The sequence below is a fragment of the Caballeronia sp. SL2Y3 genome (assembly GCF_022879575.1).
Taxonomy (GTDB): domain Bacteria; phylum Pseudomonadota; class Gammaproteobacteria; order Burkholderiales; family Burkholderiaceae; genus Caballeronia.
This window is the reverse complement of the sequence record NZ_CP084260.1, coordinates 1,697,522-1,718,856: the sequence shown is the minus strand read 5'-3', so window position 1 is coordinate 1,718,856 and position 21,335 is coordinate 1,697,522. Positions and strand designations below refer to the sequence as shown.

Genomic DNA, 21,335 nt, shown 5'->3' with positions numbered 1-21,335 from the left:
ATCAGACCACCACGGCCTTCTCGATGATCACGTCATCGACCGGCACGTCCTGGTGGAAGCCCTTCGAGCCCGTCTTGACCTTCTTGATCTTCTCGACGACATCCAGCCCTTCGACGACGCGGCCGAACACGGTGTAGCCCCAGCCTTGCGGCGTCGGCGACGAATGGTTCAGGAAGTCGTTGTCCTTCACGTTGATGAAGAACTGCGCGGTGGCCGAATGCGGGTCATTCGTGCGCGCCATCGCGACCGTGCCGGTGTCGTTCGTCAGGCCGTTGTTGGCTTCGTTCTGGATCGGCGCGTCAGTCGGCTTCTGCTTCATGCCCGGCTCGAAGCCGCCGCCCTGAATCATGAAGCCGTCGATCACGCGATGGAACACCGTGTTGTCGTAGTGGCCCTTCTTCACGTAGTTGAGGAAGTTCTCAACGGTCTTCGGCGCCTTCTCCGCGTCGAGTTCGAGCTTGATGACGCCGTGGTTCGTATGCAGTTCGACCATGTTCTTTCTCCGGTGTGTTGAATGAGCGCAATGCGCGGCGCGCGACCATCGCGCGCCGCCGCGAGTGTTCGTGTTACTGGGACACCACGGTGGCCGACTCGATGACGGTCGGCTTCTGCGGCACGTCGGCCATCGGCCCGCGCGTGGTGGTCGGGCTGCCTTCGATCTTCTTCACGACATCCATGCCCGAGACCACCTTGCCGAACACGGCATAGCCGTTGCCGTCCGGGTTCGGATAGTCGAGGCCGGCATTATCGACCGTATTGATGAAGAACTGCGCCGTTGCCGAATTCGGATCGCTCGTGCGCGCCATCGCGATGGTGCCGGTCGCGTTCTTCAGGCCGTTGCGGCTTTCGAGCGGAATCGGCGCGCGCGTGGGCTTCTCAGCAAAGCTCGTGCTATAGCCGCCGCCCTGAATCATGAAGCCGGGAATCACGCGATGAAAGATCGTGCCGCTGTATTGACCGGACTTCACGTAGGCGAGAAAGTTCTCGACCGTCTTCGGCGCCTTCTCGGGATACAGCTCGACGCGGATGTCGCCTTGCGACGTCTTGAAGAGCACGTTCGGATGCGCGGCCTGCGCGCTCTGAGCAAAGGCGGGGGCTGTCGCGATCAGGGCGGCGCCGGACAGCGCCAACATCAGCAATTTCATGAAGGTCCAATCCTCGATTGATGGATGCAAAGCGTCGTGCAATCGCGCGGCGCAGGACGACAGCTTACCGCCTGCGCGCGCGGGTTCTCCTGCTTACGGCTGGCCGTTGGGCGCGACATAGGGCGATGTCGGCAATGGGCCGCTCGGTCCGCCGAACGGCGAGTAGCTGTCGGGCGAAGGCATCGTCGTGACGTTGGAGCCCGGCGCGGGCGTCCACAGATCCGATGCCGCGCGCGGCGCCGACGCCGCCTGCGCGCCCGAAGCCGCAGCCGCTCCGCGCTTTCTCGGCGGCGGCGTGATGATGTTCTGGATGGCGGTCACGCGTTGCCGCGTGAGCGGGCTCGTCGAGCCGAGCGACTGCGCGCGCTTGTACGATTCGCTCGCAAGCCGCAGATACAGATCGCCGAGATTGTCGTAGGCGAGGGCATAGCCGGGATTCGCTTTCACGGCCGTTTCCAGCGCGACGCGTGCATCTTCGTAGCGGCCTTTCTTCGCGTACAGCGCGGCGAGATTGTTATACGGCTCGGGCAACTCGGGGTAGGCCTGCGTGAGCTCGGTGAACGCGGTGATGGCTTCGTCGTCGCGATTCAGACGTGCCAGCACCGTCGCGCGCTTGAACTTCGCCTGCACGTCGCGCGGATGCGTGGCCAGGCGCGCGTCCAGTTGCGTGAGCGCGGCGTTCCAGTCCTTGCCGGCGATGGCGGCGTCGATCTGCGGCGTATCGTCCGCCGTGGCCGTCGATACCTGCGCGAGCGCCGCGTTCGACCAGCCGAAGCATGCGGCAACGCCGAAGACGGCGACAGCGGCGGTGCGCACAAGCGTCGCGGCAAAGCGTGAGCGGAATTGGAAAAGGAAGCGATCGGCAGCGGGCCGGCGAGAGAATTGCAGAGGCATGCGCGCTTGGGCGTGAGTCACTTGAATATGGGTCAAGGAAGGAGGCGGGAAGAAAGCGAAGATAGCCGAGATAGCGGAGCGCGGGCTGCGAACGACCCGCGAAGCGACCGCCGGGCGACGCACGAAACACCATGAACGGCGGGGCCGAGAGCGAAGCGCAAAGCATGCGTCACATTGCCTGCCGTGCGGCCGCCAGGAGGTTTCATGGGCTCAAATCCGGGTGTTATACTCCGACCCATTCTAACAAAAGGTCCGGACGTTCCGCGCACGCGTCTTGCACACGACATACGCTCGTGCTCACGCGCTGCCGACATCGGACTGTCTTCGCCACTCGTGGCCGTCTCCGTCCTGGTCGCATGACCGTCGTGTTCGCGCTCGCGTGTGCGTCTTCTTCGCCCCGCAATATCGAGCACGCCGTTTGCGACTCCACGCACGGTTGGTTCCGGCTCACGCACTGTCCTCTATGAATTCGCTGCGCATCTACAACACGCTCGCGCGTGACAAGCAACCCTTCACGCCGCTTCGCCCCGGCGAGGTACGCATGTACGTCTGCGGAATGACGGTCTATGACTATTGTCATGTCGGCCATGCGCGCGTGATGGTGGTGTTCGATCTCGTGCAACGGTGGCTGCGCACGCTCGGCTACAAGGTCACGCACGTTCAGAACATCACGGACATCGACGACAAGATCATCCGCCGCGCGGTCGAGAACAACGAGCCGATCAAGTCGCTCACGCAGCGCTTCATCACGGCGATGCACGAAGACGCCGATGCGCTCGGCGTCGCGCGCCCGGACCTGGAGCCGCGCGCCACCGACTTCATCCCGCAGATGCTCGGCATGATCGATGCGTTGGAAGCCAACGGCTACGCGTATCACGCGAAGGACGGCGACGTGAACTACGCGGTGCGCAAGTTCGCGGGCTACGGCAAGCTCTCGGGCAAGTCGCTCGAAGACCTGCGCGCGGGGGAGCGCGTCGCGGCCAACGACGCGAAGGAAGATCCGCTCGACTTCGTGCTGTGGAAGCGCGCGAAGGAGGGCGAGCCCGCGGACTCGGGCTGGGACTCGAAGTGGGGACGCGGCCGTCCGGGCTGGCATATCGAATGTTCGGCCATGGCCTGCAAACTGCTCGGCGAACATTTCGACATTCACGGCGGCGGTCAGGACTTGCAGTTCCCGCATCACGAGAACGAGATCGCGCAAAGCGAAGGCGCGACCGGCCAGATCTTCGTGAACTACTGGATGCATAACGGCTTCGTGCAGATCGACAGCGAGAAGATGTCGAAGTCGCTCGGCAACTTCTTCACGATTCGCGAAGTGCTCGAAAAATTCGATGCCGAAGTGGTGCGCTTCTTTATTGCGCGGGCACACTATCGGTCGCCGCTGAACTACAGCGACGTGCATCTCGACGATGCAAGGAACGCACTGACGCGTCTATATACGGCGTTGAAGGATGTCGAGCCGGACAATCAGCAACTTGACTGGGACGAGGCGAACGCGCAGCGTTTCCAGTCTGCGATGAACGACGACTTCAACACGCCGGTGGCCGTGTCCGTGCTGTTCGATCTCGCAAGTGAAGTCAACCGCACGCGCGATGCCGCGCTCGCGCGCCAGCTGAAGGGCCTGGGTCAGGTGCTCGGTTTCTTCGGCCGCGAGCCGCGCGCCTTCCTGCAGCAAGCAGGCGGCACCGCTGCGGCAGAAGGCCTTTCGCCGCAAGAGATCGAAGCCAGAATCGCCGAGCGCATCGCGGCGAAGCAGGCGAAGAACTATGCCGAAGCAGACCGGATTCGCGCCCAGTTGCTCGAAGCCGGGATTGCGCTTGAAGACAAACCGGGTGGGTCGACCGAATGGCGTCGCGTTTGAGCGCGAACCTTCGAACCCTCTGATCGACTCGCCAGGCAGGAGGCAAGATGGCAACGGCCAGGAAGACGCCGGTCAAGCGACCCGCGTCAGGAAGTGCTGCGTCGCCCGCAACGAAGCGGACGCGCGGTGCGCAATTGAACGCAAGCACGCAGACCGCTTTGCAGACCGCTGGTGCCTCGACCGCAGCGCCGCGCAAGACCGCGCTCAAGCGGGCATCGAAGGACACGGCAGGCGCGCACGTGAACGGCGCGCGCCGCGTCAATGGCGAGGATGTCTCGGCGCGGACGTCGAAGGCTGACATCGCACCCGCGCCGCGAGCGAAGGGCAACGTCCGCGCATCCACGAGCGATGCGGCGAACGCGCAATCGCTCGTCGCGGACAAGGAGCCGGGCGAAGTCGTTCGCAAGTCGCGCGTGGTCACGGCCGATGCCGCCGTGCCCGCGCAAGTGGGCGGCCTCACGCGCGACATCGAGCGTCCCGATTACTGGGACAAGGCCTGCGCCGATCTCATGAAGCGCGACCGCATTCTCAAGAAACTGATCCCGAAGTTCGGGCAGATGCATCTCGTCAATCTCGGCGATCCGTTCTCGACGCTCGCGCGTTCGGTTGCCGGACAGCAGATTTCGGTGAAGGCCGCGCAAGCCATCTGGGAGCGCGTGAAGACCGCGTGTCCGACCATCTTGCCGGCGGATTTCATCGCGCTCGGCGCGGAGAAGCTGCAAGCGTGCGGCCTCTCGAAGCGCAAGACCGAGTACATCCTAGATCTCGCGCAGCACTTCGTCTCGGGCGCGCTGCACGTGGATACATGGGCGTCGATGGACGACGAAGCCGTGATCGCCGAGCTCACGCAGATTCGCGGCATCGGCCGATGGACGGCGGAGATGTTTCTCATCTTCAACCTGTCGCGCCCGAACGTGCTGCCGCTCGACGACCTCGGCCTCATTCAGGCGATCAGCGTGAATTACTTCAGCGGCGAGCCGGTCACGCGCAGCGAAGCGCGCGAAGTCGCGGCGAACTGGGAGCCGTGGCGAACCGTCGCGACGTGGTACATGTGGCGCAGCCTGAACCCGATTCCCGCAGACCACTGATTCGCAAGCGCATTTGCCGGGCTATCGTTGATTTATAATTGATAGTTCCCGCGCGTTTTTAACAGGGACGGAGGCGGTTAGAATAGACGCCCTTGCGCCCCTGCCCGTTGTTCAAGGACTCGAACACATGAAGACCACGTTTCTGGATTTCGAGCAGCCGATCGCTGAACTCGAAGCGAAGATCGAAGAACTCCGCTTCGTTCAGGACGATTCCGCTGTCGACATCTCGGAAGAAATCGAGCGGCTGTCGAAGAAGAGCCAGCAGCTCACCAAGGATTTGTACGCCAACCTGTCGCCGTGGCAGGTGTCGCAAATCGCGCGTCATCCGCAGCGTCCTTACACGCTCGACTATGTGAGCGAACTGTTCACCGACTTCCACGAACTGCATGGCGACCGCTCTTTCGCGGACGACCTCGCTATCGTCGGCGGCTTCGCGCGTTTCAACGGCCAGCCGTGCATGGTGATCGGCCATCAGAAGGGCCGCGACACCAAGGAGCGCGCGCTGCGCAACTTCGGCATGCCGCGTCCGGAAGGCTATCGCAAGGCCGAGCGGCTCATGCGCCTGGCCGAAAAATTCAGCATGCCGATCTTTACGTTCGTCGATACGCCGGGCGCGTATCCGGGCATCGGCGCGGAAGAGCGCGGGCAGTCCGAAGCCATCGGCCGCAATCTGTTCGTCATGGCCGAACTGAAGACACCGATCATCACGACGATCATCGGCGAAGGCGGCTCGGGCGGCGCGCTGGCCATTGCCGTCGCCGACACCGTGATGATGCTGCAGTTCTCCACGTATTCGGTCATCTCGCCGGAAGGCTGCGCGTCCATTCTGTGGAAGAGCGCGGCGAAGGCGCCCGAAGCGGCCGAGGCGCTCGGTTTGACAGCGCATCGGCTCAAGGCGCTCGGACTCATCGACAAGATCGTGAACGAGCCGCTCGGCGGCGCGCACCGCGATCCGAAGGGCATGGCCGCGCTGCTGCGCCGCGCGCTCGCCGATTCGCTGCGTCAGTTCCAGGGCATGAGCATGCAAGACTTGCGCGACCGCCGCTTCGACAAGATCATGGCCTACGGCAAGTTCAAGGAATCGATGCCCGGCGCATGATCGCGTCGTTCTGACGCTTGCTTCCTTCTTCCTTCTCCTCACGATTCTCGTGACATCCGACAGCGAAACCACGGCCGGCCGCCTCGTGCTCGAGGCGGTCCGCGCGGCGGTGGCCGATGCCGGACTCGCCGCTGATTCGCTGCTCGCCGTCGCATTGAGCGGCGGTCTCGATTCCACCGTTTTGCTCGATGCCGCCGTGCGCGTGTTCGGCGCGGCGCGCGTCGTCGCGTTCCACGTGCATCACGGCTTGAGTCCGAACGCCGATGCCTGGGCCGCGCACTGCCAGTCGTTCGCGGCATCGCTCGGCGTACGTTACGCGGCGCGCCATGTCGACGTGATGCGCGCGGGCGGCGAGAGCCTCGAAGCCGCCGCGCGCGATGCGCGTTATCGCGCGCTCGACGAACTCTGCGACGCGCACGGCGCGGCGGCGCTCCTGATCGCGCATCACGCAGACGATCAGGCGGAGACCGTGCTGCTGCAATTGCTGCGTGGCGCGGGCGTCGCGGGGCTCGCCGCGATGGCGCCGCAGCGGCTCGACGGCGCGAACGTGCCGCGCCTGCGACCGCTCTTGCGGCTCTTGCGGGCGCAACTGGAGCAGTACGCGCACGAGCGCGACTTAAGCTGGATCGACGACGAATCGAACGCCGATACCCGCTACGCGCGCAACGCGCTGCGCCACGACGTGCTGCCGGTGCTCGCCGTGCATTTCCCCGGCTTTCGCGATGCGCTCGCGCGCACCGCGTCACACGCGGCATCGGCGCAGCGGCTGCTCGACGATCTGGCCCGTCTCGACATGGACACCGCGCAGAGCGAAGAGGAGGGCGCGCTCGCCCTCGACGCGCTGCTCGCGCTCGACGACGAACGCGCCGTGAACGTGCTGCGCTACTGGATGCGCACGCGCGACTTGCCGGCTGCATCGACGGCGCGCGTCGCGGACATGCTGCGCCAACTCCGGCGCGCGGCGAATGCACGCGACGGTCATGCGCTGCGCGTCGATCACGCGGGGCGGTGTCTGCGCGTGTATCGCAACGCGCTCTTCTGGGAGACGGGCGACAGCGCGGATGCGCCCGACCTCGATCAGGGCGCGGCGGTGCCGAAGGCGCCAAGCGAATTGCACTGGCAGGGCGATGAAGTCTGGCGGCTGCCGCAGTGGCGCGGCTCGTTCGTGTTCGAGCCGGCCGCGTTGCCCGGTGTCGATGTCGTCGCGGAGGGTTTGTTACGCGCGGCGCCCATCGTCGCGCGTTCGCGTGCCGGAGGCGAGCGCATGCGCCTTTTCGCCGATGCGCCGAGCCGCACGCTCAAGAACCTGTTTCAGGAGCGCGGCGTGCCGGCGTGGAAGCGCGACGTGCCGCTGCTTTTCATTCGCGATGCGCTTCTCTTCGTGCCGCTCGTCGGCGTGAATCGCGAAGTGGCGCCGGAGACGGCGAATGCGCCGTTGCGCCGCATCGTCTGGCGGCCGGATTTGCTGCTGGCCTGAGGTCCGCCACGGAGCGGTCTGCGAAGGCGGTAAAATAGCGCGCTACGCCGCCCAATCTTGAAATTTAGGCCTCGTTCAGGTACCGTAACTCGTTTGCCCGCCACGCGCTTTGCGCGGCATCTCCGTTCAAAAGACGCGAATTTCGCCCGTGATGTGCCGCTTGCGCCCTTGCGCGCACAAGTCACTCCACGAGTGCGACTCCCTGGGCGGGTATGCGGCGGCACCCGCGTCTCGTGATTGGCTTTCCCTATCCGCGAAGCCGTCGAGCGCAACGCCATAGCAACACGAGCAGCACGCATCGAGCGCGTCAGCGCGGTTTTCCCTTCAGTTCAAAACGACAATGGCACTCATCGTACACAAATACGGCGGCACTTCGATGGGCTCGGTCGAGCGCATCAAGAACGTCGCCAAGCGCGTCGCCAAATGGCACAAGGCCGGCCACCGAATGGTCGTCGTGCCCTCGGCGATGTCCGGCGAAACCAACCGCCTGCTCGGTCTTGCAAAAGACATCACGGCGAACCCGGACCCGCGCGAACTCGACATGATTGCCTCCACGGGCGAGCAGGTGAGCGTGGGACTCCTCGCCATCGCGCTGCACGCCGAAGGCCTCGACGCCGTGAGCTATGCCGGCTGGCAGGTGCCCATCAAGACGGATAGCGCGTTCACGAAGGCGCGTATCAGCGAAATCGACGGCGAGCGCGTGCTGAAAGACCTCGACGCGGGCAAGGTCGTGGTCATCACGGGCTTTCAGGGCGTCGATCCGGAAGGCCATATCGCCACGCTCGGGCGCGGCGGCTCGGATACGTCGGCGGTCGCGATCGCGGCGGCGCTGAAGGCCGACGAGTGCCTGATCTATACCGACGTCGACGGCGTCTACACGACCGACCCGCGCGTCGTCGAAGAGGCGCGCCGGCTGGATCGCGTGACCTTCGAGGAAATGCTGGAAATGGCGAGCCTGGGCTCGAAGGTCCTGCAGATCCGCTCGGTGGAATTCGCCGGCAAGTACCAGGTGAAGACGCGGGTGCTGTCCAGCCTGACCGATCCGCTCATGCCGCTCGAGGCCGAGATGCACTCGGGCACCCTGATTACTTTTGAAGAAGACGAGAACATGGAAAAGGCAGTTATCTCCGGCATCGCGTTCCAGCGCGACGAAGCGCGCATCGCCGTCATGGGCGTGCCCGACAAGCCGGGCGTCGCGTATCAGATTCTCGGTCCGGTGGCCGATGCGAACATCGACATCGACATGATCATCCAGAACCAGAGCGTGAACGGCAAGACCGACTTCACGTTCACGGTGGGCCGCGGCGACTACCAGCGCGCGCTGGAGATCCTGAACGGCCAGGTAAAGGGCCACGTGAACGCGGAAACCGTGCTGGGTGATCCGAAGGTGTCGAAGGTGTCGGTCGTGGGCGTGGGCATGCGTTCGCACGTGGGCATTGCGAGCACGATGTTCCGCACGTTGTCGGAAGAGGGCATCAACATCCAGATGATCTCGACTTCGGAAATTAAGATCTCCGTGCTGATCGACGAGAAGTACACCGAGCTCGCGGTTCGCGCGCTGCACAAGGCGTTCGAGCTGGATCGCGGCTGAGCGCCTGACCGGCCGGCCGGGCGGCTTCGTACCTTGGCACTGTTGCGGTTCGGCTGTCGGCGAGATTCGAATTTGATCGATTGGAAAAAATCGTCATGCGAATTTGACCGCTGCGGCTGAACAGGCTATTATCTCGATCTCGTTGCACTGTACTCCCGGTGCAACGAAAAGTTTGGGAGACGTGGCCGAGAGGTCGAAGGCACTCCCCTGCTAAGGGAGCATCTGGCTAAGAACTGGATCGAGGGTTCGAATCCCTCCGTCTCCGCCAGTGGTAGGAAGGAAGCCCCGTAAGTTCACCGACTTACGGGGCTTTTGCTTTTTCGACGAGCAAAAAGCAACCCACGCTCCTGTAGCATCTCTACGTGACTATTCCGCAAAGCATATAGAACTCCAACGACACCTCATGAAGCGATACGAACCCATCGGATCAACTTGCTGGGAATCGCGCCGCCACTTGTTGCAAGTATGGGCGGCACATAGTTGGCGACAGGATATCAAAGTCCTCTGATTAGCCGCCATGTCACGGCGCGTCCCTCGATTTCGGGCATGGGCACGCCGTGAGCAACGGTCTGTGGGCCTAGGTGTTCGGCTTCCTCGCATAGCCATACGCCCGGCCAAGGGCATGGCGTGCCCGAGGCGATACGAAGAAAGCGGCGGGCTTCGCTCTTGGCCGACGACGACTCAACAGCATTATCGGAATCATCGGCCGCCCCGGTGGATGGCGCTCGTGGTCGGTCGAAGCGCCGCAGCCACGAATTACTAGTACGCCGGTTGAAACGCACTTCGCCGCCCACGGAGCCGTAATGCAGCGATCCGATATCATCTACGCGCAGCGGCTTGATGGCTTCGTTCACCTTGACGTAAAGCTCCGGTTGCGGATCGACATCAGCCTTCCCTAGTTGCGGCCAGTTGCCTGCCCGAATCATGCTACCCCATTCGTACGGTATGACCTCGATACGGTCGTCGTCGAGTTTGGTCCTTAGTTCTTCGGGCGTGCCAAGTTTGGCAAGCCAGTGGTGGGCGATGAAGGTGTACCAATTGAGGTTGGAATAGCCGTCACGCCACGACTTGTTGTCGGTGGGAATGCATACGTCTACGCCGCGATATGCCCACGCCGTTTCGTATTCGGTATGTTGGAAGTCCTCCCACGCGTGGGATTCCTGAACAGCGAGGCCTGCGGCCCCATGAATCGGCCGTAGAAGTTGGCACATCTCGGTCATTACCTTTTCGAAATGTGCTTGACCATCATTCTTTAACTCCTCTACCGGCAGATAAAATCGAACCTTCGTGAGTGATCCATGCACCTTTTCATACCAACCCTCGGGCGAGAAGACTCCAAACATGTAATCGCTGACCAGATCAAGATTCGGGCGCGACATCCACTTGAACTCCACTGCGTCGTTCAAGCCGATGGTTTCAATATAGCTAACACAATCGTGGAATTCTTCACGGCTATAAGGCCGTATACGCATTCCAAGGTCCTCACGATAGCCACCCTTCAACTTGCTGCCATAGTGTTTATCGTAAAGAGTAAATGCCTCGGCAATGTGCTTCCGTCTAATTGGCAAATAGGCATCCACAAGATGGAAGACAGCCACTAAGCCAACCTGCTGCACAGGCTTTGTCGTGTCAGCTTCATCCACAAATGTGAAATTCCAGCGCTCGGTTTCGAATGCTTCGAAGAACTCTTGTTCGTTCATTGTGCGATCCTCGGCGCATCGGGCCAGAAGAGATAGTGTTTTTCTTCTTGAGGTTGAAATCGCTGCTGTTTTTCCCACTCCCAATAAGCATCCCAACGGCGCTGCGGTTCAGGCGAAAGAGCAGGCGTGGTCGCTTGGGGTAGGTCGGCGGGCCGTGCAGCAAGCTTGTCGGCAGCGGTCCCCGCTGCTGCTGCCGTACCCGTCGCGCGCGCTACGCGGGCCGCACGCAAATAGCGATTGAACTGAATGACTTCGGCTCCCGCATTAGCCTCGATGGTGGTTGCTTCCCCTGCGGCAGCACCACCGGCAGCCGGGACGGCTGCAATGGCGAGGATGCCCGCGCCAACGACGACGAATGGTGCGGCTAGCGTCATCTCGATCTGCGCCACGCCTTGACGGCGGCGCGCTTCCGCCTCGGCAGGATCGGGGAGCGCGCTCATCACAGGCGTACCCGGAGGCGGTGGCTTGACTTCGAGTTGTCGCCGTGCCAAATCGTGTTCTGCATCAATGAGGCCCGCCAGCAATTGATAAGGATCGGCCATGGCGCGTGTCGGCAGACTCATCGCTTGTCCCACAGGTTTGTAGACGGGCTCTTTCTGGGCAGCACGCATCCAGTCTCGGCGAAGGCGCTTGTCTGCAATCTCACAGCGGGATATTTCGAGCAACCGAAAATTGCTCTTCAGGCCAGCAATGTTTTCATAGGCACGCTGCTGTCTTTCTGAAAGATAGTCCCCCGGAAACTTCATCTCGATCACACATGCCAGATTGGGCTGACTGTACTGCGCCTCTCCGGGGTTGTTGAAGCTTTGCAGCCGCAGCGCATCGGGAATACGCAGCAGCCCGCGCACGCCGCCCTGTACGTCGGTCCACAGGCCACGCTTGTCCACATCGTCGGGTAGGGGAAGCGCAATCGTCGATTCGAGTTCGTCTTTGCCGATTAGGTCGCGTTCCACTTCCAGCGCCGCGTAATCGGGCATGATCTCGGTAGTGATCTGCTTATAGAACGAGAGCGGAAAGCGACTGGGCCGCCACGATTCTCCACGACTCATCAGCGGCTTCGGTGGTGAGACGGTCATGTCGTAACCAACCTCGCCGCAGTACGGAAAGTGATATTTGAATAGTTCATTATCGGCGCGTACGAGCGTCGTGACGGTACGCTGGTACATGGGCCGTCCGTCCTTTGCCCGCCGATACGGATTGCGTTTGGCGTAGACGGCTTTCTCGCACAGATACCAGAGGTCCAGCGGATTGACCACGGGTAAAACGGTTCCTTCAGCGTTGGATTTCGTGGTGGTGCGCGCGCCGCCACTGGGCGCGCGTGATGCGGTGCGCGGTAGGTTTGCCATGGCTTAGTGCTGGTCTGGTGCGGGATTGCGCAGAAAATCGATCTTGAAATCAGCGTGCTGATCCCAGTACGATGAATTGAGCATCAGTTGTTGTGCGGGGTCGGGGTGAGCTTCTGCGCTCAGCAACTCGCTGTTTTCGGTGTTCACAACCTGCGTGCGTCCCTGCGCGTCGGACCGACTTTCCACCTCGCCCTTGCCCCAGCGTTGCAGGCGGTAAGGGTGATTGCGCAGGACTTTGCCCGTGATTGCATCCTGCAAAACGAAGAACTCCTGATACGGGCCATTAGGTAGCCCCTCCGCGGGATTTCCGTCAACCGCCTTGGCATGACCGACGCCGCCATCGCCGATCGACACCGGGCCTTTGAACCGAATCGCCATACCTTCGATGGTGACGCCGCTATTGTCGAGAGTGATCGTGCCGCCCGGTCCCTGGATCACCGCACGATCAGCGGCCTGCAATAGATACTTTTGCGTTTGGCGTTCGATGCGTTGTCCCGTGATAAGCCTGTAACGCCCCTGCACGGATTGTTCAACATGGCCGCCGACGTCCACGATATGGTTCGCCGTCGTCTGCTCCTTGCGATGGTTGCCAACCGTTTCAACGCGGTCCTTAGCGACAGCAATCGTGTGATTGCGCTCGATTATGAGGAACGCATCCTGTCCAACGCTATGACGCCGCTCGCGACCGATGGACACCTGCTCATCATTGCCTACCGTCTCCGTGCGGTCGTGCCCGATACCGATCGATTGGTCATGCTCGACATTCTCGTGGTGGTCATGCCCTACGAAAGTCGTCTCGTCATGATTCACGTGGATGTTCTGATCCTTCTGCGCGTGGACGTAGATTTCCTCCTGCCCGGCTTCGTCCTCGAAACGCAGTTCGTTGAAGCCATCGCCCTTATGCGTTTGGCTTTTGATGGTCATGCGCGTCTTGTGGCGTGGCAGTTCGTAGGGCGGCAGGTTCAGGGCGTTATAGGCGCGGCCGATGATGATCGGCTGGTCGCAATCAACATCGAGCCAGTCCACAATCACTTCCTGTCCGATACGCGGTATCGCCATGTGCCCCCAAGTAGCACCGGCCCAGTTTTGCGCCACGCGAATCCAGCAGGAACTATGTTCGTCGTTTTTGCCTTCGCGATCCCATGCAAATTGAACTTTGACCCGGCCATGCTGGTCCGTATGGATTTCCTCTCCCGCAGGGCCGGTGACGGTCGCTATGTGCGGTCCGTCGATACGCGGCTTCGGCAGCAGCGGCGCTTTCCATTCCACATCGTCCGGTATGAGATCGGCGGTGCAGCGATACAGCGTGCCTTCGATGGTGTCGGCGGATTCTTCCTGCTGACTGGTGCGCTGTACGCCACGATGCCGGATGCGCACAGGACGCCAGCTACGGTTCAACTCCTCGCGCGGATGCCCCGTCAGTTCGAAGGCCAGACCGGGCGTGAGGCGCGCGTCGTCGCCTTCGGCGCGGACCATCTGCGCATCGCCGCGCAAGGCCAGCAGCCGCGTTTGCGTAAAAGGTCGTCCCGCTTCGTCTGTCTTGTATCGTCCGGGATACCCGAAATTTTCATAGCCCGAGCCTTGATGACCGAGGCTTGCCCCAGTGCTGCTATGCTCGTGGGCATACCTCGGATTACGGAACGTATAGTCACGTCGCGTCACGCGGCTGGTTCGTACCCGTTCGGCGTAACGGAAGGTACGCAGCGCGGGTTCGGGCGCGTCGCCGCCGGGGTTCGGGTTGTACGAAACCGGGGCGCCGCCGATTGCGCCGTGCACAATCAGGCGATCATTATGGATCAGGCGGTGGCCTTGTCCTGTGTGGACGAAGCTGTAGATCAGTCCTTCTTCGGCTGCAATCCGGTCGCAGAACGCGAGAGTGGTCTCGCCGGGTTGCACGCAAAATTCGCGCGTCTGGTGAACGCCATAGATCCGTTGCTCGTAGTCCGTAATTCTCTGTTCGGTCATGAGCGTTTGCAGGATTTCCGGAACGTTTTTCAGTTGGAAAGCACGCCAGTTAGAGCGTATTGCGGCGCGGGCGTATGCAGGCTCAATGGTCGCCTTATATCGGCTGCGCCTGAAGCCTGTCTCGCCTTGTTCGAAAGTGCTGACTAGCCCATGTACATACCGCACGGGCGTGTCGCCCCGCCAGATCGTAAGCAACGCGGGCTGATCGAGAATCGAACCGAAATCGACCGCGGGGTTCTCGCTGGATAGATGGACGACAAGTTCGAAGCATGACGAAATTGCTTCATCGAGATCGAACTCAACTACATTGAAAGGACCACCACCGGCAAGTTCGATAGTAAAGCGCATATCGCTTTGTTGAGGCATAGAGGTGCTCGGGTTGAAGTCGATAACGTCATGCAATGCGTACGGCATCAGATAGCACAGCGCCATCACATGGTAAGGAATACGAAGAATAGACGCTACCCCTATCAAGCGGTTCGGGTATGGGAAAAATCCCATTCTCCCGGTAGTTGAATTCGGCTTATCGCTGATTGTTAGATGGGAAAACAAGCGCGAAGGCGATGCTCCGCAAACTATCGCATGGGAGCGGGCGCCGTCTCGAATTGTCCGCACTCAAAACTGGCTTATATCGGATGCTTCCGGTATTCCACGGATGCGATCGCTGCCAGTGCGGACATCCTCTTAGCGTTGTAGCTCGGCGCGAATCCCGCGTCATGGCGCCCGTATGGCGGTTTGCGAAAGTAACGACCCGCGCCGCCAGTAGATTCTGCTTTGGGAAATCAATCGAAGCGCATCGCATGGTCCGTTGTCTTTCTGGTCGCCGGTGCCCTATTATCGTGGCAATCGGCGGTCTGGATCAGTCGCTTGTCGCGGCGGCTATCCTGGCCGCTGTTCAGCATGCATTGGCATGATTGCTGGGACCACTGAACACGGCAACGTGTCTGCATTTGCCTATGCCCTGATCTTTGGATCCGCTTTTGCGCCGAGCGCAGTATGCGATCAATGGCTTCAAACATGCTGAGAACCCATCGTCGCGAGCGTTGGCGTTACTACTGACTCTAGGTGCAGTTCGTTTCTATCTGTTCTACCACGCTGCCGTATGGCATCGACTGATTTGTTTTGAAAGCGCCGCACACGCGGGGCTCTTGGTGTCAATCACCGACTATCCCGCGCCACGCTTCGGTCAACGAGCGGCGTTATTGAACAGGGTGGATGTCTTTAGTTGATACGCCGCCTTGATCGAATGCTTCTCCGACGAGATAGCGGACGGAGACGCTTTCTTCTAACTAAGCACCAGAGCTGCTCCAAAGCGTGCACTGGCGACTCGTCCTGGGGTGTCGCCTTGCCGACGGCGCGACGAAGAACGGACGTGCAATATGACGCTGACTCCATACCGCTTGACGAGCGCCGGCGCGGGGGCAATAGGGCGACGCATGCAGTGCTTCGCCTCCCCGCTCGCCAGTGTTTGTCGAGACACCGGCTCCAACGTCGAATTCACTCCCTCCGCGCCTCGCACGTCGACGCCGACAACAGCAGGCCGGCAATCGCAACAACGCAAACGACCCCGCGGTGCCATGCATCGAATCCACATCCTACCCAGGCACCGCGTGCTCATCACTCAGTGACTCGTGCGCATCTGTTCCCGCTCGCGCGACTCAAAACAACCTCACTTCGCCGCAAGCCTCTCCTCGATATGCTTCGCCCGCGACGGCGACGACGGGTGAGAACTCAGCATGCTCGACTTCCCGCCATCCAGCGCCGCGAGCTTCTGGAACGCGGTGACGAGTCCCGCCGGGCTGTAGCCCTTCTTCTTCTGCATATCGAACGAATAATCGTCGGCGGCGCTTTCCTGCGACTGCGAGAACTGCGCGTTGACAAACTTTTCCGAGAGATCGCCGAGCTGCGATGCCGACAGGCTGCCGACCACGCCGCCCGCCGACGACGCCACCGAGCGCGCCGCCGATGTCGCATAGGCCACCTGCATCGCCTTCTTCGTGTGGCCGAGCGCCACGTGGCCCATTTCATGGCCGACCACGCCGCGCACTTCGTCGTCGTTCATCATGTCCATCAGGCCGCTATAGACGCGCACGCAGCCGTTGGCCATCGCCCATGCATTGACATCCTTCGTGATGTACACCTTGTAGTTCACCGGCACGCCGTTGATGTTGTCGCCGAGCTGCTTCGAGATGCGGTTCAGGCGCTGCGCGTATGCGCTGGACGCCGGCGCGATCTTGTTCTGCGCATCCATCTCGGCGCACGACTTGTCGGAGAGCTGGCGCACGTCGGCGTCGCTGAGCGTGAACGCTTGCGTGGCCATCTGGCCGGATTGCAGCAGCGTGTCCGGGCTCAGGTTGGCGACGTTGCCACAGGAAGCGAGCGCGAAGGCTGCGGATGCTGCGGAGGCTGCGATTGCAATGCGAACGTGTTTCATGGTCTGCCTTATGAGTTGTTGTGGTCGATCCGCGATGATTCACGGACGGAGCGCAATGCTCACGGGCGAGCGCGTCGTAAGCTATCCGAAAATTCCTATTTTGCTGACGGCTCGATGACGAAACGCCGACGGACCGCGCAGATTCATTCATCCGCGCGGCGGCATGCCGCGCGCACGCGCGCCGCAGTCGATGCCACCGGCGACGCATCCATCGCGATTCCCGGCACATCGGGCAGGGCTTCGGCGAGAAGCTGCGTGAGCGTGCGGCCGGGCGGCATTTCGACGAACACGTTAGCGCCGCGCTCGGCAAGCGCGATCGTCGAATCGTGCCAGCGTACCGGATAACGCAGGTTCGTCGCGAGGTCTTCGCGGATCGCATCGGCGCGCCCGAGCGCGCGCGCGCCGCGGTTGCCCACGTAAGCGATGCGCGGCGCGACGAAGCGCACCTTGTCGGCCGCTTCGGCGAGGCGCACGGCCGCGTCGTCGAGCAACACGCAATGCGACGGCACGCTCACCGCGAGCCGGTCCGCCTTGCGCGCGCCGCGTGCGAGCGCGGCTTCGCGCACGGCGTCGAGCGCTTGATTGCTGCCCGATACGACGATTTGCCGCGGCGCATTCAGATTGCCGATGTAGGCATCGGCGCGAGCCTCCTCGCGAACCTTTTCGATCACACCCGCAACCTCGCGTTCGTTCAGGCCGAGTATCGCGAGCATGCCGTAGCCGCGCGGATACGCGTCCTGCATGAGCGTGGCGCGCAGGCGTACGAGCCGCAACGCGTCGTCGAAAGCAATCGCGCCGCAGGCGACGGCCGCGCCGTACGCGCCGACGGACAAGCCCGCGACGGCGTGCGGTTCGATGCCTTCTTCAGCGAGCGCCCGCGTGGCTGCGACGCCCGCCACGGTCAGCGCGATCTGCACCGCGACGGTCGATGCGAGCGCGTTCGCGTCGTCCAGCGAGAGCACGTCCTGACCGAGAATGGCCGACGCCTCGGCGATCGTGCGCGCGATAGCCGGATGCGGCTTCTCGCCGCCCATGCGATGCAAAAAGCCCGGCGTCTGCGCGCCTTGTCCCGGGAAGAGATACGCGATCATGGCACGGCCCACGGATCGGCGGCGAGACGTGGACCGTCCGCGTGACGGAGCAGCACGCGGACGTTTTGCCGGGCATAGTCGGCAAGCGAGAACGCGGCGTCCGTCGTTTCGATTTGCACGTCGATACGCGTGCCGACGCAGCGCGCTTCGTGCGAGAGCGCATCCAAGAGACGCGACGCATCGGCGTGCGAGAGCGGCTCGGGCGCTCGCACGATCACGTCGAGATCGCTGCTTGCCGTGACCGTCGGCTGGCCGCTCGCCAGTTCGAAGCCCGTGCTTCCGGCGGGGCCCCAGGCGAGTCCCGAAGCGTCGAAGATCGGCGCGACGGCGCGCAACAGCGCGAAGGCCGGCATGTCTCTGCGCGATGCGGCGGGCTCGCGCAGCCGCAATGCTTCGGGCGTCAGCACGCACTCGATGTCACGCGCCTCGACCCACGTGCCGAATCGCTCGCTGCGCGTCGTCCCGCGTATGCCGACGGCGATGGCGCTACCCATGCGCGGCGCGCGCCGCACGACGACGAACGGCGCGCGAGTGAGCGATGCTTCGACCCACGAGCGAGCGTCGGGAAAGGGCGGGGCAGCCGGGGACAAGGCCAGCAAGTCGTGCGGGCGCGGTTCGTGCGGCGGGGAGGTCATCGCGCGGTCAACTTCCTATCCGATGGTTGGGCGGCGCGGCACGCCGAAGCGCCGCACACGCCGCACAGGCCGAATGCGCCCAACCGCCCGAACGCTCTAAACGCCCCGACTCGTCCGCCATCACCGCTCCCATTGCTCGCGCATCCGCCGCCGCACTTCCACCGACGCCGCCCGCGTGCGCTTCGCATCCGCCGACGCCAGCCGGTTCGATAAATCGCGCGGTCCGCCACGCGCATCTACAACCGCCGCAGCCAGCGATGCCTTGACGCGTTCGATATCCGCCTCTGAAGGCGCATCCGCATTCACGCCTTCGATCAGTTCGTGCAGCAGTCCGAGCTTCGCGTACGCGCTCATCTTGTACGACATCGGCAAGACCGTATCGCCGAGCGCATCGAGGCTCTCGACGCTGCGCCGCGTGACGCGCGCCGCCGCTTCCTTGCCCATGGCGTGCACCGCCGTGCCCGACGCATCGAGAGCGACGATCCGGTTCGCCTGATAGCCGTGCGCGAGATACGCGCCCGACATCGCCGGCCCGACGATCAGCGCGATCACCGGATGCCCGGCGAGCCGCGCGCTCGCGTAGGCATCCACCGCGGCGGCGCACGCGAGATGGATGCCGAGCAACTCCTCGCGCCGTCCGTACGCCTGGCTCTTCACATCGACGATGGCGACGATAGGCCGCCTGGACTCGGCGTCGCGGTCGGCGTCGATCACCTCGCGCACCGCGCGCGCGAGCAGCCAGCCCTGTTCGAGCCCGACCACGTTCTCGGTCGCGCGCGGGAAGCGGTTGTGCGGATCGGGCACCACGGCGATGAAGCGCGCCGCAGCGCCATCCAGTTCGCCGTCGCGCGCGCGGACCGGGCCGCTTTCGGCGTCGGCAGGTGCCGTCGTTAGCGCATCCAGCCAGCACGCGCCGCGCGAAGTCATGGCGTTGATCGTGCTCATCGTTGCAATCCTCTAGTCTGGTTCCACAGCGCGCGCAGCGTGTCGGGATCGATCGCATCCGGATTCACGCGCGCAAGGCGTTCGATGAACCCGTCCACGTCCTCGCTGCGATGCCGCGCCGGCATGCCCCGCGCGAACGCCGCGAGCACCGCGTCGCGAACCTGCGCCGTATCGTCTTCGACGAGCGTATCCGCCAGCCCGACCGCCACGCGCTCTTCGCCGCCGATCATCGACCAGATGAGCCGGCGATCTCCGGCGTCCAGTTCCTCGATGCCCGCTTCCTGCTCGATCACTTCCGGGCCGTTCATGCCGAGCCGCGCCTGCCGCGTCATCACGAGTTCCGTGCACAGGGCCGCAGCGAGCGACATGCCGCCGAAGCAGCCGACCATCCCGCCGATCACGCCGACCACCGGCACATGCCGCCGCAGCGCGACGATAGCCGCCTGAATCTCCGCGATCGCCGCGAGGCCGAGGTTCGCCTCCTGTAAGCGCACGCCGCCGGTTTCGAAGAGGATCACCGGACGAATCGCGCGACCCGCTTCGAGTTCGCCGAGCGCAAGTTCGAGCGCGGCCGCGATCTTCGCGCCCGAGACTTCGCCGATGCTGCCGCCCTGAAACGCCGGCTCGATGGCCGCGATGACGGCCGGCTCGCCGCCGAGCGTGCCGCGTGCGATCACCGCGCCGTCGTCGGACTGGCAGACGATGTTCTGCATGGCGAGCCACGGCGATTCGAGGCGGTCGAACGGGCCGAGCAGTTCGCGGTACGTGCCCGCATCGAGCAAGGCGCGGGCGCGTTCGCGCGCCGTCATTTCGATGAAGCTGTGCCGCGCGAGAAACGTGTCGTGTGCATTCATCGCGCCTCTCCCTGTTCCTGCGCGTCGCTGGCTTCTGCCGCTTCCGAAAGGCGCAGCATCACGACGCCGGGCGTCGCGCCGAAGTCGTTGAGTTCGAATTTCGCGGCACCGTCGTAGCGCTGGAAGAAGCGGTCGAGCACGCTTTTCCATACGTGCTCGTAGCCGTCGACGCTCGTGCGGATCACCACTTCCGCGTTGGCCGTCTGCGATGGCGTGAGCAGCACTTCGAGATCGCCCGATCCGACCACGCCGACGTGCGCGCGGCGCGTGACGGGCCGTTTCGCGGGGTATTCGTATCGCATGTTTTCCATCTTCGTTCCTCTGGTTGCGTTTCAGGACGATTGCCCGAGGCTGTCGAGAAAGAGCGTGGCGGCAAGCAGGTCGGCCGCGCCGCCCGGCGATGCGTTCAGCGCCAGCAAGTCCGCGTCGAGCCGCGCGAGCGCCGCGCGTCCCGCTGCATGCGCCAACCCGCCGTGGTCGATCACGCACCGCGCGCCGTCTTTCGCGACGGCGAGCGCTTCCATGCCGCCGCGATGCAAGAGGCACGTATCGTCGAGCGAGGCCATGATGGCGACGAGCGCGTCGAGCCGCGCGTGAGTGTCGGAGAGGCCGCGGCGGCGCGCATCGGCGAGCGCCGGCAAGCCCATTCGCAACGCGTGCGGAAAGCCCTCGCGCGCTTCGCCGCGCGCGCCCGCGACACGAAAGCGCGCCGTCACGCGTGCGCCGTGGCTCGCCTTTGCGGACGCGGGCGCGAAGCGGTCGTCGTAGCGCGCGATGCACGCCGCCGACGCGCAGATCGCCTCGCTGTCGCCGGGCGCATGCATCGCGGCGCCCGCGCACAACAAGCCGACGATCCAGATCGCGCCGCGATGCGCATTGCTGCCGCCGGTCGCGCGCAGCATCGCGGCTTCGCCTTCGCGGCCGATGCGCGCGAGCCGTTCGCGCAACGCCTGCGACGGCGCCACGCCCGACGCGGCCCGCGCGATGGCGAGAAACGTCGGATGCAGCGCGTGCGCCGAGCGCAGCATCGTGTCGAGATCGAGATCGCGATGCGCGCCGCTGCCGCGTTCGTCGACGAGCGCGGGCTTCGGCGTGAGACGCGCCTCGGCGATCAGCGCATCGACGGCGAGCTCGGCGATGACAGGCGCAGGCGCGGCGCGCGCGCTCCGGCACCCGTCATCGCGAAGGAGGGGAAGGGCGGCGGTCATCG

The 21,335-nt window shown here is 63.5% G+C and carries 18 protein-coding genes and 1 tRNA gene; 6 read left to right on the top strand and 13 right to left on the bottom strand.

Translation table 11 applies throughout. The features are described from left to right. Position 1: 1 nt before the first annotated feature. The 3 genes from LDZ26_RS08095 to LDZ26_RS08085 all read right to left on the bottom strand — a co-directional run bounded on the left by LDZ26_RS08095 (position 2) and on the right by LDZ26_RS08085 (position 2,039). On the bottom strand, positions 2–493 hold the full coding sequence (locus tag LDZ26_RS08095; RefSeq protein ID WP_244846768.1) for a peptidylprolyl isomerase: 492 nt from the start codon (positions 491–493) through the stop codon (positions 2–4). 73 nt (positions 494–566) lie between these two features. After that, positions 567–1,145 carry a peptidylprolyl isomerase gene (locus tag LDZ26_RS08090; protein ID WP_206466594.1) on the bottom strand — a complete coding sequence of 193 codons (579 nt, stop codon included), beginning with the start codon at positions 1,143–1,145 and terminating at the stop codon, positions 567–569. Positions 1,146–1,238: 93 nt separating this feature from the next. Next, positions 1,239–2,039, bottom strand: a complete 801-nt coding sequence (locus LDZ26_RS08085) for a M48 family metallopeptidase (protein ID WP_244846766.1) — start codon at positions 2,037–2,039, stop codon at positions 1,239–1,241. 463 nt (positions 2,040–2,502) lie between these two features. Between LDZ26_RS08085 and cysS the strand changes: the two genes are divergently transcribed. The 6 genes from cysS (at position 2,503) to LDZ26_RS08055 (ending at position 9,423) form a co-directional block, all read left to right on the top strand. Next, on the top strand, positions 2,503–3,900 hold the full coding sequence (gene cysS, locus LDZ26_RS08080) for a cysteine--tRNA ligase (protein ID WP_244846764.1): 1,398 nt from the start codon (positions 2,503–2,505) through the stop codon (positions 3,898–3,900). A gap of 47 nt (positions 3,901–3,947) precedes the next feature. Further along, positions 3,948–4,988, top strand: coding sequence for a DNA-3-methyladenine glycosylase (locus tag LDZ26_RS08075; RefSeq protein ID WP_244846762.1), 1,041 nt, complete (start codon positions 3,948–3,950; stop codon positions 4,986–4,988). Between the two features lie 127 nt (positions 4,989–5,115). Next, positions 5,116–6,087 (top strand): acetyl-CoA carboxylase carboxyltransferase subunit alpha, encoded by a 972-nt coding sequence (locus tag LDZ26_RS08070; protein WP_244846761.1) that lies wholly within the window; start codon positions 5,116–5,118, stop codon positions 6,085–6,087. A 49-nt stretch (positions 6,088–6,136) separates the two neighbouring features. Next, positions 6,137–7,564 (top strand): tRNA lysidine(34) synthetase TilS, encoded by a 1,428-nt coding sequence (gene tilS, locus LDZ26_RS08065; RefSeq protein ID WP_244846760.1) that lies wholly within the window; start codon positions 6,137–6,139, stop codon positions 7,562–7,564. A gap of 340 nt (positions 7,565–7,904) precedes the next feature. Beyond that, positions 7,905–9,155 (top strand): aspartate kinase, encoded by a 1,251-nt coding sequence (locus LDZ26_RS08060; protein ID WP_175944160.1) that lies wholly within the window; start codon positions 7,905–7,907, stop codon positions 9,153–9,155. Between the two features lie 175 nt (positions 9,156–9,330). After that, positions 9,331–9,423, top strand: a tRNA-Ser gene (locus tag LDZ26_RS08055). Between the two features lie 226 nt (positions 9,424–9,649). Here LDZ26_RS08055 and LDZ26_RS08050 read toward each other — a convergent pair. The 10 genes from LDZ26_RS08050 to LDZ26_RS08005 all read right to left on the bottom strand — a co-directional run bounded on the left by LDZ26_RS08050 (position 9,650) and on the right by LDZ26_RS08005 (position 21,333). Continuing rightward, complete coding sequence (locus LDZ26_RS08050; RefSeq protein ID WP_244846759.1) at positions 9,650–10,855, bottom strand: type VI immunity family protein; 1,206 nt, start codon at positions 10,853–10,855, stop codon at positions 9,650–9,652. Further along, entirely contained in the window at positions 10,852–12,201 is a 1,350-nt protein-coding gene (locus LDZ26_RS08045; protein WP_244846758.1) for a VRR-NUC domain-containing protein, read from the bottom strand. Before LDZ26_RS08045 ends, LDZ26_RS08050 begins: the two co-directional genes overlap by 4 nt. A gap of 3 nt (positions 12,202–12,204) precedes the next feature. Beyond that, positions 12,205–14,580 carry a type VI secretion system Vgr family protein gene (locus tag LDZ26_RS08040; RefSeq protein ID WP_244846757.1) on the bottom strand — a complete coding sequence of 792 codons (2,376 nt, stop codon included), beginning with the start codon at positions 14,578–14,580 and terminating at the stop codon, positions 12,205–12,207. 1,255 nt (positions 14,581–15,835) lie between these two features. Next, the gene (locus tag LDZ26_RS08035; RefSeq protein ID WP_244846756.1) at positions 15,836–16,600 is read right to left on the bottom strand and encodes a M48 family metalloprotease; all 765 of its coding nucleotides are present in this window, start codon (positions 16,598–16,600) and stop codon (positions 15,836–15,838) included. Between the two features lie 143 nt (positions 16,601–16,743). Next, positions 16,744–17,691, bottom strand: coding sequence for a malonate decarboxylase subunit epsilon (gene mdcH, locus LDZ26_RS08030; protein WP_244846754.1), 948 nt, complete (start codon positions 17,689–17,691; stop codon positions 16,744–16,746). Next, positions 17,688–18,326, bottom strand: coding sequence for a malonate decarboxylase holo-ACP synthase (locus tag LDZ26_RS08025; RefSeq protein ID WP_244846753.1), 639 nt, complete (start codon positions 18,324–18,326; stop codon positions 17,688–17,690). The genes mdcH and LDZ26_RS08025 overlap by 4 nt, the downstream gene beginning before the upstream one ends. Before the next feature lie 120 nt (positions 18,327–18,446). Continuing rightward, the gene (mdcE, locus tag LDZ26_RS08020; protein WP_244846752.1) at positions 18,447–19,271 is read right to left on the bottom strand and encodes a biotin-independent malonate decarboxylase subunit gamma; all 825 of its coding nucleotides are present in this window, start codon (positions 19,269–19,271) and stop codon (positions 18,447–18,449) included. Next, on the bottom strand, positions 19,268–20,125 hold the full coding sequence (locus tag LDZ26_RS08015) for a biotin-independent malonate decarboxylase subunit beta (protein ID WP_244846751.1): 858 nt from the start codon (positions 20,123–20,125) through the stop codon (positions 19,268–19,270). Before LDZ26_RS08015 ends, mdcE begins: the two co-directional genes overlap by 4 nt. Continuing rightward, entirely contained in the window at positions 20,122–20,436 is a 315-nt protein-coding gene (locus tag LDZ26_RS08010; RefSeq protein ID WP_244846750.1) for a malonate decarboxylase subunit delta, read from the bottom strand. The genes LDZ26_RS08015 and LDZ26_RS08010 overlap by 4 nt, the downstream gene beginning before the upstream one ends. A gap of 21 nt (positions 20,437–20,457) precedes the next feature. After that, positions 20,458–21,333: a triphosphoribosyl-dephospho-CoA synthase gene (locus LDZ26_RS08005; protein WP_244846749.1), complete on the bottom strand. Its 876-nt coding sequence runs from the start codon at positions 21,331–21,333 to the stop codon at positions 20,458–20,460. Positions 21,334–21,335 lie beyond the last annotated feature (2 nt).

Excerpts from the sequence above, each read along its gene's own strand:
- LDZ26_RS08095 (WP_244846768.1), bottom strand. The coding sequence starts at position 493 with ATGGTCGAACTGCATACGAACCACGGCGTCATCAAGCTCGAACTCGAC.
- LDZ26_RS08090 (WP_206466594.1), bottom strand. The coding sequence starts at position 1,145 with ATGAAATTGCTGATGTTGGCGCTGTCCGGCGCCGCCCTGATCGCGACA.
- LDZ26_RS08085 (WP_244846766.1), bottom strand. The coding sequence starts at position 2,039 with ATGCCTCTGCAATTCTCTCGCCGGCCCGCTGCCGATCGCTTCCTTTTC.
- cysS (WP_244846764.1), top strand. The coding sequence starts at position 2,503 with ATGAATTCGCTGCGCATCTACAACACGCTCGCGCGTGACAAGCAACCC.
- LDZ26_RS08075 (WP_244846762.1), top strand. The coding sequence starts at position 3,948 with ATGGCAACGGCCAGGAAGACGCCGGTCAAGCGACCCGCGTCAGGAAGT.
- LDZ26_RS08070 (WP_244846761.1), top strand. The coding sequence starts at position 5,116 with ATGAAGACCACGTTTCTGGATTTCGAGCAGCCGATCGCTGAACTCGAA.
- LDZ26_RS08060 (WP_175944160.1), top strand. The coding sequence starts at position 7,905 with ATGGCACTCATCGTACACAAATACGGCGGCACTTCGATGGGCTCGGTC.
- LDZ26_RS08050 (WP_244846759.1), bottom strand. The coding sequence starts at position 10,855 with ATGAACGAACAAGAGTTCTTCGAAGCATTCGAAACCGAGCGCTGGAAT.
- LDZ26_RS08045 (WP_244846758.1), bottom strand. The coding sequence starts at position 12,201 with ATGGCAAACCTACCGCGCACCGCATCACGCGCGCCCAGTGGCGGCGCG.
- LDZ26_RS08040 (WP_244846757.1), bottom strand. The coding sequence starts at position 14,580 with ATGCCGTACGCATTGCATGACGTTATCGACTTCAACCCGAGCACCTCT.
- LDZ26_RS08035 (WP_244846756.1), bottom strand. The coding sequence starts at position 16,600 with ATGAAACACGTTCGCATTGCAATCGCAGCCTCCGCAGCATCCGCAGCC.
- mdcH (WP_244846754.1), bottom strand. The coding sequence starts at position 17,691 with ATGATCGCGTATCTCTTCCCGGGACAAGGCGCGCAGACGCCGGGCTTT.
- LDZ26_RS08025 (WP_244846753.1), bottom strand. The coding sequence starts at position 18,326 with ATGACCTCCCCGCCGCACGAACCGCGCCCGCACGACTTGCTGGCCTTG.
- mdcE (WP_244846752.1), bottom strand. The coding sequence starts at position 19,271 with ATGAGCACGATCAACGCCATGACTTCGCGCGGCGCGTGCTGGCTGGAT.
- LDZ26_RS08015 (WP_244846751.1), bottom strand. The coding sequence starts at position 20,125 with ATGAATGCACACGACACGTTTCTCGCGCGGCACAGCTTCATCGAAATG.
- LDZ26_RS08010 (WP_244846750.1), bottom strand. The coding sequence starts at position 20,436 with ATGGAAAACATGCGATACGAATACCCCGCGAAACGGCCCGTCACGCGC.
- LDZ26_RS08005 (WP_244846749.1), bottom strand. The coding sequence starts at position 21,333 with ATGACCGCCGCCCTTCCCCTCCTTCGCGATGACGGGTGCCGGAGCGCG.